Annotated in this window: 9 protein-coding genes; 8 read left to right on the top strand and 1 reads right to left on the bottom strand. The window is 61.0% G+C overall.

Features of this window, described 5'->3' with window-relative positions; genetic code table 11:
• Positions 1 to 20: 20 nt before the first annotated feature.
• From GXP70_RS24530 to GXP70_RS24495, 8 genes are all read left to right on the top strand, one after another.
• Positions 21 to 1,046: an S-layer homology domain-containing protein gene (locus GXP70_RS24530; protein ID WP_162359256.1), complete on the top strand. Its 1,026-nt coding sequence runs from the start codon at positions 21 to 23 to the stop codon at positions 1,044 to 1,046.
• A 245-nt stretch (positions 1,047 to 1,291) separates the two neighbouring features.
• The gene (locus tag GXP70_RS24525; protein WP_192043389.1) at positions 1,292 to 1,714 is read left to right on the top strand and encodes a hypothetical protein; all 423 of its coding nucleotides are present in this window, start codon (positions 1,292 to 1,294) and stop codon (positions 1,712 to 1,714) included.
• Positions 1,711 to 2,784, top strand: a complete 1,074-nt coding sequence (locus GXP70_RS24520) for a phosphodiester glycosidase family protein (protein WP_162359255.1) — start codon at positions 1,711 to 1,713, stop codon at positions 2,782 to 2,784. The genes GXP70_RS24525 and GXP70_RS24520 overlap by 4 nt, the downstream gene beginning before the upstream one ends.
• Positions 2,785 to 2,994: 210 nt before the next feature.
• On the top strand, positions 2,995 to 3,996 hold the full coding sequence (locus tag GXP70_RS24515; protein WP_162359254.1) for a formylglycine-generating enzyme family protein: 1,002 nt from the start codon (positions 2,995 to 2,997) through the stop codon (positions 3,994 to 3,996).
• Positions 3,997 to 4,177: 181 nt separating this feature from the next.
• Positions 4,178 to 6,325 carry a GH92 family glycosyl hydrolase gene (locus GXP70_RS24510; protein WP_162359253.1) on the top strand — a complete coding sequence of 716 codons (2,148 nt, stop codon included), beginning with the start codon at positions 4,178 to 4,180 and terminating at the stop codon, positions 6,323 to 6,325.
• A 105-nt stretch (positions 6,326 to 6,430) separates the two neighbouring features.
• Positions 6,431 to 7,765 (top strand): response regulator, encoded by a 1,335-nt coding sequence (locus GXP70_RS24505; RefSeq protein WP_162359252.1) that lies wholly within the window; start codon positions 6,431 to 6,433, stop codon positions 7,763 to 7,765.
• A 363-nt stretch (positions 7,766 to 8,128) separates the two neighbouring features.
• Positions 8,129 to 12,466, top strand: a complete 4,338-nt coding sequence (locus tag GXP70_RS24500) for a sugar-binding protein (RefSeq protein ID WP_162359251.1) — start codon at positions 8,129 to 8,131, stop codon at positions 12,464 to 12,466.
• Between the two features lie 187 nt (positions 12,467 to 12,653).
• Positions 12,654 to 13,547 (top strand): L,D-transpeptidase family protein, encoded by an 894-nt coding sequence (locus GXP70_RS24495; protein ID WP_225442542.1) that lies wholly within the window; start codon positions 12,654 to 12,656, stop codon positions 13,545 to 13,547.
• 438 nt (positions 13,548 to 13,985) lie between these two features.
• Here the strand turns inward: GXP70_RS24495 and GXP70_RS30370 are convergent, their stop codons facing one another.
• Positions 13,986 to 14,144: an IS3 family transposase gene (locus GXP70_RS30370; RefSeq protein ID WP_225442901.1), complete on the bottom strand. Its 159-nt coding sequence runs from the start codon at positions 14,142 to 14,144 to the stop codon at positions 13,986 to 13,988.
• Positions 14,145 to 14,636 lie beyond the last annotated feature (492 nt).

Here is a 14,636-nt window from a genome sequence, read left to right as displayed (position 1 = left end):
AAGGAAGGAAGTGCGATCGGATGTCGCGTAAATTGTTGTTCGGATTTCTAATTGGCTTGCTGCTCGCCGCTCAGGGACTGGTGCCGGCCCGCGCGGCCGCGGTTCAGACCTTCACGCTGGAGCCGGCCGCCGCGTCGACGGCGTCAGGCAGCGAGCTCAAGGTCGTGCTGAAAGGGAAAAATCTTGCCGATGTCTACGCCTTCGACGTGACGCTCGGCTACGATGCCGGCAAGCTTCGCTTCAAGGGAGCGGAGAGCAGCATCGCCGGCATGTCGACCGAACCGATCTTGACGGACGGCGCGGTGCGCTTCGCCCATACCCAGATCGGCAAGAATGCCGGCGTCAGCGGCAGCGCGGTGCTGGCTTCGTTCACCTTCACGGCGATCGGCAGCGGCGCGGCCAAGATTGCCGTCAAGGATTTGAAGCTGGTCGATTCGAAACTGGCCATGACAACGCTGCATCCCGTCGTCTCGGTAACGGTACAGGCGGCGGCCGGATTCAGCGATATCGGAACCAAGTGGTCCTGGGCGGCGGAAGCGATCCGCTACCTGGCCGACCGCGGCATCGTCGCCGGAACGGGCAACGGCAAATTCGAGCCCGCCCTCCCGGTGAAACGGGGCGACTTCATGCTGATGCTCGTGCGGGCGTTCGGTCTTAAGCCGCAGAAGGACGCGGGCAGCTTCGCCGACGTCCCGAAAGGCAAATACTACGCGGATGCGATCGCCACGGCGAAATCGCTCGGCATCGCCACCGGCGACGGGACGGGCTTCAAGCCTGAGGCGGCCATATCGCGGCAGGACTTGATGGTGCTGATCGACCGCACGCTGCGCGCGGTCGGCAAGGCGCTGCCGGAGCCGACGGGCAAAGAGCTGGGCGGCTTCGCCGACCAAGGCCGCATCGCCGATTATGCCAGACACGCCATTGCTTCGCTGGCGAAGGCGGGCCTCGTGAAGGGCGGATCCGCCGGCATCGAGCCGGGCAATTCGACGAACCGCGCGGAAGCGGCGGTTTTCCTGTATCGCATGCTCGCGCTGCGGTCTTCCTGATACACGCGATAAGCGATACGTCTACAAGCGCGCTCACAGGGCCGCTCCTGTCCGACCGGACAGGGGCGGCCTTTGTCGTATCGGGCAGGGAAGGCTTGATTGATGATAGTCGGGTCGAATTTTGCCAATTTTTGGGCGAAATTGCTCGTATTCTGTTTCTTGCCCTCGTAATTGTGGTAGAATAGTAGACCTAAATAGGTTAACGGAGTGAACCGCAAGAGAGGGTAAGAGGAGAGATTCAGAGCATGGAAACGAACGTCCAGACACAGGCGCACCGTTCGGCTGAACGAGCGGCTCGCAAATCGAAGCCGTCCGTCCCGTTGTTTCTTGCCGTGTGGGTGATCTTGATCGGCTGCGGCGTGATCGCTGCCGTATGGTATACCGGCCAGGTGAAAGAGAAGCTGACCCAGGACATCGGCGCGCAGACGGCGTCGCAGATTACCGCGATGCAGCAAAGTTACGATGCGCAGCTGAAGCAGATGCAGAGTCAATTCACGGACGAGCTGAACAAGGTGCAGGGCAAGGTTGACGCGCTCAACGAGCTGCTGCAATTTACGAAGGATAATGCCAATTCCAAGACGGACAACAGCAATAAGCTATTCTCGCAGCTGAGCGAGGTCAAGAAGAAGCTGGCCGAGCTGCAGCAAAGTTTGGACGTGCTGAAATGACGCTGACCGTTAAGCGAATCAACCGGCTCTGTCTGTTGACATGCGCGCCGTTCATCGGGCTGGCCATATGGCTGCTGGCCGCGAATATGTCGCTGACGCTGCCGGACAGCGCGTTCCCGCAGCTCGCCCTGACGCAGGCGAACGTGCCGGAGGGGGCGATGAAGCTGACCGAGGGCCTGGATCAGGCGAAGCAGACGGCGCTCGGCACGACCAAGACGCTCAAGAAGTCGATAGCGCTCTACCAGGAGACGGCCAGCAGCATGGACGCCATCGAGACGATCGCCGCCGCGCAGGCCGGCAAGCCTTACCGGATCTATGATCGCCGCATCACGCTGAAGCTCGGCGCGCCGGCGCAGCAGATCGAATCCGGCAACATCCGGGCGCAGCTGTTCGCGATTCATGCGGAGCACTTCAACGGGTACGCGCTCAAGGTCAAGCTCAAGACGCCCGATGCCATGAAGATGGTGCTCGGGCAGGACAAGAACGGCGGGGCGGAGACGACGCTGTCGGCCGCCAGACGCTATGGCGCGATCGCCGGGGTCAACGCGGGCGGCTTCGCCGATCAGGGAGGCAAACGGTATCCGCTCAGCACGACGGTGATGAACGGCAGCTACTTGAACGGCTTCGAACCGTCGTTCAAGGACTTGTTCTTCGTCGGGCTGAACGACAAGCTGGAGCTGATCGGAGGCAAGTACGCGAGCAAGGCGCAGCTCGACAGCGAGAAGCCGCGGTTCGGCGCGTCCTTCGTGCCGGTACTGCTGCAAGGCGGCCGGCTGCAGCCGATTCCCTTGAAGTGGCAGACGAGCCCGCTGCGCGCCCCGCGGACGGTCATCGCCAACTACAAGGACGATCAGCTGCTCTTTCTCGTCGCCGACGGGTATTCGGAGAAGGGCGGCTCCGGCGCGACGCTTCAGGAGATGCAGCTGCTCTTGCAGCGGTACGGCGCGATCGACGGTTATAATCTGGACGGCGGGGGCTCTTCGACGCTCGTCTTCGGCGGGCGTATCGTGAATCATCCGTCGGACGGCCAGGCGCGGGCGGTGCCGACGCATTTTCTCTTTTTTGAGTAAGCGAGGTTGACAGGCTACGGCAGGACGGGTATGATTCAACACATATGGCATAACCAAGTGAATTTGTTGGAATTATTCATTCCAATTCATTCCCATCGAAGCCGTTTGTCGACAGAACGCTGGAGACATGCTCAGGGATTCAACCGTCTCTGGCATGTCTCTTTTTGGCGTTCTCGGCAGACGGCATGCAATGAAAGGAGATTCGATACGATGAGTGAACAGGGAGCATCCGGGCATGCGCCGTCCTGCTGCTGTTCGGCGTCCAGGACGGCGCCGGGCGCAGCGGCGCAAGGAGCCGGCGAGACGGCGCGGGGGGCGTCGCTTGAGATCGGCGCCAGCGGCAAGCGGCAGCCCTTAAGCGGCATGGTTTATTTGGCAGGCGGGGAGTTTCTGATGGGGACGGACGACGAGGAGGGGTTCCCCAAAGACGGCGAAGGCCCGGTTCGTCCGGTCGTGCTGTCGCCCTTCTATATGGACGCCTGCGCCGTGACGAATGCCGAATTCGCCGCTTTCGCGGAAGCAACCGGGTACGTTACCGAAGCGGAACGGTTCGGCTGGTCGTTCGTGTTTCACCTGTTCGTACCCGAAGCGGCGAGAGCCGGCGCCAGACCGGCCCCCGGCGTGCCTTGGTGGCTGGCCATCGACGGCGCGAGCTGGCGCAAGCCGGAAGGCGAGGGAACCGGCATCGACGATCGGCTCGATCATCCCGTCGTCCACGTCTCGTGGCACGACGCCGAAGTCTATGCGAAGTGGGCGGGCAAACGGCTGCCGACGGAAGCGGAGTGGGAGTACGCCGCGCGGGGCGGCCTCATCCAGAAACGCTATCCGTGGGGCGATCTGCTGAAGCCGGGCGGGGAGTACCGCTGCAACATCTGGCAGGGCAAGTTCCCGGAGAAGAACAACGCGTCCGATGGCTATGCCGGTACCGCGCCGGTGGATGCGTTCCTTCCGAACGGCTATGGTATGTACAACATGGTAGGGAACGTGTGGGAGTGGTGCGGCGACTGGTTCACGCCCCGGCCCGCCCAGGCGCCCGGCAGCGGGACGAACCCGCAAGGCCCCGCCCGAGGCACGAACCGGGTCATGCGCGGCGGATCCTATCTCTGCCACAAGTCGTACTGCAACCGGTACCGGGTGGCGGCGCGCAGTTCGAATACGCCGGACAGCTCCTCGGGCAACATCGGTTTCCGCTGTGCGGCGGATGCGCAGTAGGCGCCGGCCGAACGCTAGCGGGAGGGACTTAGTCACTAGCAGGAAGCACACGGCCGAAGCGTCCAGGTCATTATGCGGACAAGAAGCATAGGAATACCCGTATGTTTTGGAGGTTTGTCATATTTAGCCGGCCATTCGGCCTTGCTACAATAGGAATGGACTGATGATTTGGAGGGATTCCATGCTTGCCGTTGATTATGTAAATCCGCTGATCGGTACGATCGGCCACCTGCTTACTTCGACTTCGCCCACCGTTACATTGCCGCACGGCATGATCAAGCTGGCGCCGATTACGACGCCGGGAATTAAGGATACCTATTTGGCCGACCGGATATTCGGCTTCCCGGCCGGCTGCGGCTTCCTGATGCCGACGCAGGATACCGCGCCGGCCGACCCGGCTTCGCTCTCGTCGCAGTACGATCACGACCTGGAGCAGGCGACGCCTTACGCCTACGGCGTGCTGCTGGAGGACGAGGGCATCGAAGCGGAAATGACGGCGGCCCGCCGATCCGCGCATTACCGTTTCCGCTATCCGAATCCGTCGGCGGCCTGCCTGTCGGTCGGGTTTCCGGCGAACGGCAGCCTGACGCTCCTATCCGAGCGCTCGGCGCTGATCCAGGCCACGCTGCACGACGTTCCGCACTTCACGTATCTCGTCTTCTCGCAGCCGGTCGAACGGATCGGCGATTGGCGGTCGGAACGCGATGCCGGCTGCATGCTCCGGGCGGCCGCGAAGGAAGGCTTGCTCGAGGTTCGCGCGGGCATCTCGTACATCGACGGGGTTCAGGCGCAGGCCAATCTGAGCGGCGAGCTGGAAGGACGCTCGTTCGAGCAGACGAAGCAGGCGGCCCGCGACATATGGCAGGACGCGCTCAGCCGGATCGAGGTGACCGGCGGCTCGGAGGAGCAGCGCGCCATTTTCTACACCTCGCTGTACCGGTCGCTGATCAATATGAGCGATATCGCCGAGGACGGCCGGTATTACAGCGGCTACGACCGTCAGATCCACGAGAGCGGCGAACGCGGCTTCTACGTGACGGACAACATCTGGGATACATACCGCTGCCTGCACCCGCTGCAGCAGCTGCTCGACCCGGAACGGAAGCAGGACATGATCCAATCGTACGTCCGCATGTACGAGCAATCCGGCTGGCTGCCGCAGTTCCCGTTCGTGCAGGGCGATCTGCCGGTCATGACGGGCAACCACAGCGCCGCGCTCATCTACGATGCGTATGTCAAAGGCTATCGGAATTTCGACGTGGCCAAAGCGTACGAGGCGATGAAGGTCAACGCGACGGAAATCACGATGCTCCCTTGGGTGCACGGTCCGTTGACGGAGCTGGACCGCCATTATTTGGAGCATGGCTACGTTCCGGCGCTGCGTCCGGGCGAGACGGAATGGGTGGCGGAAGTGGACGGCTTCGAGCGCCGGCAATCCGTGGCCGTGACGCTGGAGCACGCGTACGACGACTGGTGCATCGCGCAGCTGGCGCGCGAGCTTGGCCATATGGACGACTATGCGTACTTCATGCGCCGCTCGCAGAATTACCGCAAGCTGTACAACGAGGCGAACGGATTCATGTCGCCGAGATCGGCCGACGGCGAATGGGTCGAATCGTTCGATCCGAAGTACGGCGGCGGGCTGGGCGGACGGGATTATTTCTCCGAATGCAACGCCTGGATCTACAGCTTCCACGTGCAGCACGACATCGAGGGGCTGATCGAGCTGATGGGCGGACCGGCGAAGTTCGAGGAGCGGCTGGACGCGCTCTTCACGGAGCAGTACGGCGACTCGAAATACCGTTTCCTCGGGCAATTCCCGGATGCGACCGGCCTGATCGGCCAATACTGCCAAGGCAACGAGCCGGCCTTCCATATTCCGTACCTGTACAATTACACCGCATCGCCTTGGAAAACCCAGCGCCGTCTGCGCGAGATCATGAAGCTCTGGTACCAGGCGACGCCGACCGGCATTTGCGGCGACGAGGATAACGGCGCGATGTCGTCGTGGTATGTGTTCAGCGCGATGGGCTTCTATCCGGTTTGCCCGGGCAAGGCGAGCTACGAGATCGGCAGCCCGCTGTTCGAGCGGACGGAAATCGCCCTTGGCGGCGGCAGGACGTTCACGATCGTCGCGGAAGGCGTGTCCGAGCGCAACAAGTACGTGCAGGCCGCGGCCATGAACGGCGTGCCGCTGACCGAGCCGCGCATCCGCCACGAGGATGCGGCCGCCGGAGGCGTGCTGACGCTGAAGATGGGCGATCGTCCGAACAAGGCATGGGGAGCGGCCGGCGAAGCCGGACCGTACGCAAGTATGGACAACGCTTGAAATCCCGCTTTATCATAAAGAAGACAAGCGGCGACGGCGACGTCGCCGTTTTGTTCACATCAGAATAGGATAAGTTTCACTATCCGCTCGGGGGGACGATCTGGCATGTATCAGCTATTGATTGTTGACGACGAGAAAGTGATACGCGACGGGCTTGCCGGTTGGAAATGGGGGGAGCTGGGGATCGAGGTCGCCGGTTGCTGCATCCATGGTTTGGAAGCGCTTCAATTCCTGTCGGCCCATCCGGTCGATATCGTCATGACGGACATCCGAATGCCGTTCATGGACGGGATTGCATTAATGGAGTCGCTGCACCGCAATTATCCTTATATGAAAATCATTGTCTTATCGGGCCACAGCGATTTCGGTTATGCGCAGAAAGCGACGCAGAACGGCGTGGTCGATTATTTGCTCAAGCCCGTCTCCTTCTTGGAGCTGGCCGGTACGATGAAGCGCCTGACGGCCCGGCTGGACGAGCAGAAGCTGCACCGGCACCGGCTGGAAGTATTGACGCGCAAGGCGAGCCAGCTGACGAAAGTGCTGCGGGACAATTTCCTCGGCCGGCTGTTCGAGTACCCGCTGCAGGGCGAGGGGCTGGAGCAGGACAGCGCGGAGAGCGAAGTGCTGCTGGAGTCGGGAACTTATACGGCGGCGGTCATCCGGCTGGACCGGCTGGCCATTCACGGGCAGCGCATTCCGGAGCGGGAACGCAATTTGCTCACCTTCTCGCTGGACAATATCATGACGGACCTCTGGGACTCGCAGCAATACGGCTATCATCTGGTCGATAAAGCGGATTTGGAGGTCTATTTGCTGTCCACCGGCGGCGACCGGCAGCATTTCCGGGCGATTGTCTGCCAGCTGCACCGGTACGTCGGCCTGTTCAAGTCGACGTTCTCCGTCGGCATCGGGACGACGGTCGCGAGCCCGTCCGCCGTCTGCCGGTCGATGCAAGCCGCGAAGTCGGCGCTGGCCGGCAACACGGAGGAAGGCGCCGTGTATACCGCGTCCCCGCGCATGGTGGAGGACGATCCGGTATGGGAGCCGGACACCGGGGAAGCGGCGGGCGAGGAAGACGCCGGCGCGGAGCCGGATGCCGCCTCCCGGGACAGCATTATTCTCGTGGAAGCGAAGCGGTACATGCGGGCCAACTACGGCCGGAGCTTGACGTTGAAGGAAGTGGCGGACCACGTGTTTATTTCGACCGGGCATTTGTCCTTGCTGTTCAAGAACGCGGGCGAGCGGTTCCTGAGATATTTAACGGCCGTTCGCATGAACAAAGCGAAGGAGCTGATGCTCGACAACAGCTACAAAGTGTACGAGATCGTGGAGATGGTCGGGTATTCCGATCCGGCTTACTTCTCCGAAGTGTTCAAGAAGCATACCGGCAAAACGCCGAACGAGTATAGGGGGAAATTGAAGCAATCTCGCAATGGCTAACGAGAGAGTTCTACTTCGCGCATCGACAATGGCGCATCGACAAGGATGCACCGACAATGATGCACCGACATTGGCGCATCGACAGCAGCGTATCGCTTGCGGCCAAGCGGCGCCGGCGGAATCCGCCATGCGTCCTTCGCAAAATGCTGCTTCTGCCATAGAAATCGGATTTCTGTCCCGTATCCGCAGCACCATGCCAGTGATACGATCTTCTCGACATTGGGGCATTCGTCCCGCTGCCGAAAGGAGGAGATATCGTATCGGGGTTGTGCCGCCGTCCGTTATCAGCGGCCTTGCCATGCGCAAGGCAATGGCGGACGGGCGTGAAGCGAAATCGATTTCAATGCGGAGTAGGAGGATGGGATGAATAACAAACCGATAGCCAAATGGACGTCGCTGCTGCTTGCCGCCGTGCTTCTGATTGCCGGGCTTTTCCCCGGAACCGTCCGCACGGCCGCAGCCGACCCGCTGCCCGGCGAGATTCTGACGACCGTAGACGCGGCGGCCGTTCCGTATGCCGGCCAATGGACCGGCAATACGACCCAAACGGCGTTCACGTTCACCGGCTCGATGTGGTGGAGCGACGCGTGGTCATGGATGTACGACAACGTCGCGAACGCGAACGAGGCGGTCACGTTTCATTTCACGGGCGATTACGTGGCGCTGAACATGACCAAGCACGATCATGGCGGCATCGTGAACATTTATGTGGACGACGCGTTGAAGACGACCGTCGACACGGTCAATCCGACCTGGGTCGAATCGGCCAATGTCTTCGAGCAGACGGGACTGTCGATGGGCGCCCATACGCTGAAGGTCGAAGTGGCGGGCAAGTCCGTCGCGACGGATGCGTACGTGCTGATCAAGTCGTTCGTGTACGGCACGCCGCCGTCCGCCGACTTGACGCCGCCGCCGGCAGCCGCGGCGAACCATACGCTCGTGGATGCGGCGGCGGTGCCGAACGGCGGCCAATGGACGGGCAACGCGGCGCAGACGGCTTTCCAGTTCACCGGCACGGGCTGGTGGAGCGATGCCTGGTCGTGGATGTACGACAACGTCGCGAATACGAACGACGCGGTGAAGTTCGCTTTCACCGGCAATTCCATCAAGCTGTACATGACGAAGCATAACTTGGGCGGCAAGGCGAACATCTACGTCGACGACGTGCTGCAGACGACGGTCGACACGGCGTCGGCGGGCTGGGTGGAATCGGCGATGGTGTTCGAGAAGGACCTGACGCAGGGAACCCATTCCATCACGGTCGAGGTGACCGGCAAGTCGATCGCAACCGATGCTTACGTGCTGATCAAGGCATTCGATTACGGCACGCAGCCGCCGGATAATTACGACCCGCCGCCGGCGCCGGCAGCCGGCCATACGGTGGTCGACAAGAACGCGGTGCCAGGCAGCGGGCAATGGAGCGCCAACGCGGCGCAGACCGCATTCGCGTTCACCGGCACGGGCTGGTGGAGCGACGGCTGGTCGTGGATGTACGACAACGCGGCGAATGCGAACGACGCGGTGCAGTTCAACTTCACGGGCAATTCCATCCGGCTGTATATGACGAAGCACACGCAGGGCGGCAAAGCGAACATCTATGTCGACGGCGCGCTGAAGACGACGGTGGATACGGTCAATCCGTATTGGATCGAATCGGCGAACGTCTACGAGCTGACGGGGCTGACGCAGGGCGCCCATTCGATTACAGTCGAAGTCGCGGGCAAGTCGATCGCGGGCGACGCGTATATTCTGGTCAAGGCGTTCGATTACGGCACGGCGTCGACGGATCCCGGCACCGATCCAGGAACTGATCCGGGTACCGATCCGAACAAGGTCGTCGTGAACGCGGACAGCAATCCGCATGCCGGCGCATGGACCACCAGCGCGGCAGAGCCCGAGTTCGCGTTCAACGGCGCGGGCTGGTGGAGCGACAACTGGTCGTGGATGTACGACAACGCGGATAATGCGAACGAATCGATGGATTTCCGCTTCACGGGCACGTCCATCGCGCTCTACATGACGAAGCAGCAGCAGGGCGGCATCGTGAAGCTCTACCTGGACGGCTTGCTGGAAGATACGATCGACACGTACGGCGCGACCTGGCAGGATTCGGTCAAGGTGTACGAGGAAGCTTCGCTTCCGGCGGGTTCCCATACCCTCTCGGTGAAAGTAGCCGGCAAATCGGTCTCCGGCAGCGCGTATGCGCTGATCAAGGCGTTCGAGTACACGCCGAGCGCGGGCGGCGGCACAAGCCCTTATAAATTCAAGCTGATCAACGTGACGAGTCCGGCTTACTACTCGGACGTCAACGGCAGCTCCGTCAACGTGACGTTCTACGCGCCGGGCTTCACGAGCGCAAGCGCCGAATCGCTGCATGCGCCGGACGCGGCGCATACGAACGCTTACGGCTACATGAAATCGCTCACGTCGCCCAACATCGCGCTCGACCAGAACGACAGCGGCAAAGGCACTTTCACGTTCAACGCCGCGGACTTCCCGAAAGGACCGGTCGCGATCCATATCCGGGCCTGGAACGCCGCGGGCGAATCCGACGACAGCTACCTGCAGCTGATGAATAACGCGGGCTCGACGGCATGGGACGGCGGGCCGGGCAATACGCGCGGCACGGTTCCCGCGGCGATCGCCGCCCACGGATTGACCATGCAGCAAGTGTACCTGGACGACTTTACGGCGCTGCCGACGATTTCGTATACCGGGGCAGGCGCGGCGCAGTACGCGGCAGCCAAGCCGGATCCCAGCGGCTGGCCGGAATACGGCGACGCGAAGTTCACGCCGCCGAACTACTCGTACGGCAGCGCGGTGAGCAATTACAGCCCGTTCTCCATCGTCGGCTCGGACTACATGAAGATCGAGACGAAGGATTGGGGTACCCAGATCGAGCCGAACTGGGGCCAGAAGTACACGACCGGCTTCCTTGCCTCGATGGGCACCGACGGTTCGGGCTTCGTCACGCAGCCGGGCTCCGCGCAATATTTCGAAACACGGCTGTTCCTGCCTCCGAATCCGGGCCTGTGGCCGGCATTCTGGACGCTGACGCCGAACGATCCGAACGGACGTCCCGGCAACGACGAGCTTGACGTGCTCGAAGCATACATGGGCGGCAATCCGACGACGTCGACGTTCAACCACCATACGTGGGGCGACGGGTACGGCGGCATCCATACCGGCGGCTCCGTAAGCACGGACAGCCTGGGCAGCGGCATCAACCTGGCCGAGGGCTGGCACACGTACGGCATGCTGATCACGCAAGACACGACTTACTACTATCTGGATGACCAATACATTCCGAATTCGTCGCATCCGACGCTGGATCGCAGCTGGACGGTCGGCAACTACTTCATGATCAACAATGCGTTCCGGCAGAGCGACGCCGACTCCTACCGCGGCGGCTTCGACCGCTACGGCAGCACGGCGGAAATGTACGTCGACTGGGTGCGGGTGTTCCAGGTGCAGAACACCGGCTTCACGCCGCTGTTCGACGATGTGAGCGCGCCGATCGGCGGCACGGTCGCGATCGATATCCAGCGCGATGCCGCGGCGCAGGCGCTGTCCGGCACGTATAACCTGACCTTGCCGACGGGCTGGACGGTCGCTTCGGGCGGTTCGTTCGCTTCGGGCCATGCCAAGGACACGATCGTCCTGAACGTGCCGTCGAGCTTCCAGCAGTTCCAGGGCACGATCGGCATAACGCCGGTATCGGGCGGCACGGCGTATCCGACGAAGAACGTATCGTTCACGACGAAGGGGCTTTACAGCACGGCCATCTCCCCTTCGCTCAACGCTTCGGGGGGTTACAATCTGAACTTCAAGTACAACAACCTGTCTTCCGCGCCGCTCTCGAATATCGTCGTGACGGCCACGGGGCCAAGCGGCTGGACGCAGACGCAGACGATCGCCTCGGTCAGCGGCAGCGGCTCGGGCACGGCCGTCTTCACCGTGCCGGCGCTCGACAGCTACGCGACGGCATCGTATGCGTTCCATGCGGCGCTGCCGGACGGGTTCTCGTTCGACATTGCACGGCCGATCAGCGGCCTGTCGGCGCCGAAAGCGGCATCCGCGATCACGATCGACGGCACGATCCATGCGAGCGAATGGACGGGAGCGGCGGATATCGCGCTCGATCAAGCGTCGCAGGCATCCGGCACATGGGGCGGCGTCAACGATCAGAGCGCGACGGCCAAAGTGAAGTGGGACGACGACTACCTCTATCTTGCCGTGCAAGTGAAGGACGATACCCATTCCATGACGTCCGCCAACATCGTCGACGCTTGGGCGGGCGACAGCCTGCAAGTGTCGATCGACCCTGCCCGCGCGTCCGGTATCGTCTCCGGCGGCCCGCATCTCAGCTTCACGGCGGCGCTTAACTCGTCGACCGGCGCGTACGGCATCGCGGTCGACCGGACGGATTATCCGGCGCTCGGATTGTCCTACGGCCAGCTGCTGACGCGCAGCCACGGCTTCGTGAAGCGGGACGAACCGAACAAGACGACGACGTATACGCTTGCGTTCGCGTGGGCCGACATTATGCCTTCGGCGTACGCCGGAACGAAGGACATCGGCCTGTCGTTCGTCGTGAACGACAGCGACGGCAGCGGCCGCAAAGGCTGGCTGTCCTATATGGGCGGCATTGCCAGCGGCAAAGATCCGGCGCAGTTCGGGGATCTGATTATAACGAATTAAGGGGCTGTACGGAACAGGCAGTTCAGGCGGGGGGCCTTGCGATATGCAGGGCCCTTCTTGCTATCCGCGTGCCAGGAAGCCATCGCTGGGAGCATGAAGGCACATAACGCGAAATCAAAGTGATCATCGCGCCTGTCCGCGTCATAGATTAAATTATCGTTCATGATGCATGGGAGGTCGTTTGGGTTTGAAACGGTATCGTTTGCACGTCATCTGCCTGTTTGCCGCGTTTGCCCTGTTGTGGAACGGACCGTTCCTGCCGAGCGCGAGCGCCATGGCGAGCTCGAACGAGCTCATTATCGTTAACAAGAAGACGAACCAGCTGGCGTTCTTCAAGGACGGGGAGCTGATCAAGACCTTCTCCGTCGCGACCGGCAAGACGAGCGACTTGACGCCCGAAGGAAGCTTCAAGATCGTCAATAAGATTAAGAACAGACCGTATTACAAGGAGCATATCCCCGGAGGCGATCCCCGCAATCCGCTGGGCGACCGGTGGCTGGGACTGGAAGTGAACGGGACGGAAGGGACGACGTACGCCATTCATGGCAACAACAACGTCAAATCCATCGGCAAATATGTCAGCGCGGGCTGCATTCGGATGAAGAACGACGAGATTCACTGGCTGTTCCCGCAGATCGAGCTCGGCACGAGCGTCATCATTACGACGTCGAAGCTCTCGTTCGAAGACATTGCGGCGCAGCACGGGTATTCGGTCTCACGGCAGTATGCGGGGAAATTGCTGTTGAACGGCCGGACGGTGGCCTTGGCACAGCCGCTCCTGCTCGCGGACGCGCATGTGTTCATTCCGATGCGGGAAGTGTTCGAATTGCTGGGCGCGCAGGTGACGTGGGATGACGCCAGCAAGACCGCAGCGGCCGTGATCGGGAAGAGAACGATGATCGTGAAGCCGTTCGAAGGCATCGTCGAAGTGAACGGCTCCGTCCAGACGATGACGGCGGCCAAGCTGATCGGGCCGACCGTCATGCTGCCGTTGCGAAGCCTGTCGGAGGTCAGCGGCTTCGGCGTGGAGTGGGACGGCCAGGCGAAGGAAATTCGGCTCGGCTCGCCAGAAGGTGTATAGCTAGCCTCCCAAATGTGCGAAGGTCGACGCCGCCTAGCCTATGTCGCATGTACGGAAAGGAAAGGAAAGGAAAGGAAAGGATCCCCCTTCTAAGTCTAACGGACAGAGGATCCGTTATTGTGGCGAAATCGGGCTTTTGGAGGAGCGCACGGACACAGGATCCGTTAATGTCTCCGAATGACATCGAAAATAGGCTAGTCAGCCGATATAACGGATCCCCTGTCCGCGAGCACGCGAAAACACGTGATAAAGAAGCGAATAGCGGATCTCCTGTCCGCCTCCTTGCATCATTGAACGCACCGTGAACCAGCTGTCATGAAGCCGGCTGGTTCGTCGAAACGGTCACAGCAATCCATGACACGCCGGCGAAGCGCCACCGGCTCAGCCAATCCGGTAAACGGCTGTACCGCGAACGAAAAGAGACCATAGAGCGAAGCTTCATTTCTTTGCGACGCACGAGCGCAGTCCCATTTCACGCATGTAGATGCCCACTGTGCGTTCTGTGATGACCAAGCCTTCCGCATGCAGTATTTTGGTGATTCTCGGGCTGCCGTAACGTCGGGAGTTCTCTTCGAAATGATAACGAATTCGTTCCATCACCCGCTCTTTACGCAGTTGTCGCGGACTCGGTACTGCATGCTTCCATTTGTAGAAGCCGCTCCGCGATACGTCTAACACCTTGCACATCTTCTCCACTCGAAACTCGGAGCGATGATCTTCGATGAATCGGAACCTTAATTCCGTTCCTTGCCGAAGATGTGCAGCGCCTTTTTTAGGATCGCCAGCTCTTCTTTTAAATCTTCGTTTTCTTTTTCTTTTTGGCGGGCTTCCTGTTCTTTATCTTTGAGGAGCTTTTCGAGCTGACGAACCTTCTCAGCAGCTTCCGACGACTCATGCTCAAACGGTCTATACTGAGCGATCCATCATTATCTCCTGCCCGTTAATGCTGTGTCCGCTTTTTATTCGGGATGCACGGCGTCCGCCGTTAAGCTTAAATTGGCCGCAGCGACGGCAAACCTATCATTGCCTGAATCGCAGCATTACCCGTATACTGGACAAAATGCGCATTGGGAGATAGGAGAGGTACAT

This window comes from Paenibacillus lycopersici, assembly GCF_010119935.1.
Lineage (GTDB): Bacteria > Bacillota > Bacilli > Paenibacillales > Paenibacillaceae > Paenibacillus_Z > Paenibacillus_Z lycopersici.
This window is presented reverse-complemented; position numbering and strand designations above follow the sequence as displayed.

What these genes read in the sequence shown, in the direction of transcription:
- GXP70_RS24520 (WP_162359255.1), top strand. Translation starts at nt 1,711, where the DNA reads ATGACGCTGACCGTTAAGCGAATCAACCGGCTCTGTCTGTTGACATGC.
- GXP70_RS24515 (WP_162359254.1), top strand. Translation starts at nt 2,995, where the DNA reads ATGAGTGAACAGGGAGCATCCGGGCATGCGCCGTCCTGCTGCTGTTCG.
- GXP70_RS30370 (WP_225442901.1), bottom strand. Translation starts at nt 14,144, where the DNA reads ATGGAACGAATTCGTTATCATTTCGAAGAGAACTCCCGACGTTACGGC.
- GXP70_RS24505 (WP_162359252.1), top strand. Translation starts at nt 6,431, where the DNA reads ATGTATCAGCTATTGATTGTTGACGACGAGAAAGTGATACGCGACGGG.
- GXP70_RS24525 (WP_192043389.1), top strand. Translation starts at nt 1,292, where the DNA reads ATGGAAACGAACGTCCAGACACAGGCGCACCGTTCGGCTGAACGAGCG.
- GXP70_RS24500 (WP_162359251.1), top strand. Translation starts at nt 8,129, where the DNA reads ATGAATAACAAACCGATAGCCAAATGGACGTCGCTGCTGCTTGCCGCC.
- GXP70_RS24530 (WP_162359256.1), top strand. Translation starts at nt 21, where the DNA reads ATGTCGCGTAAATTGTTGTTCGGATTTCTAATTGGCTTGCTGCTCGCC.
- GXP70_RS24510 (WP_162359253.1), top strand. Translation starts at nt 4,178, where the DNA reads ATGCTTGCCGTTGATTATGTAAATCCGCTGATCGGTACGATCGGCCAC.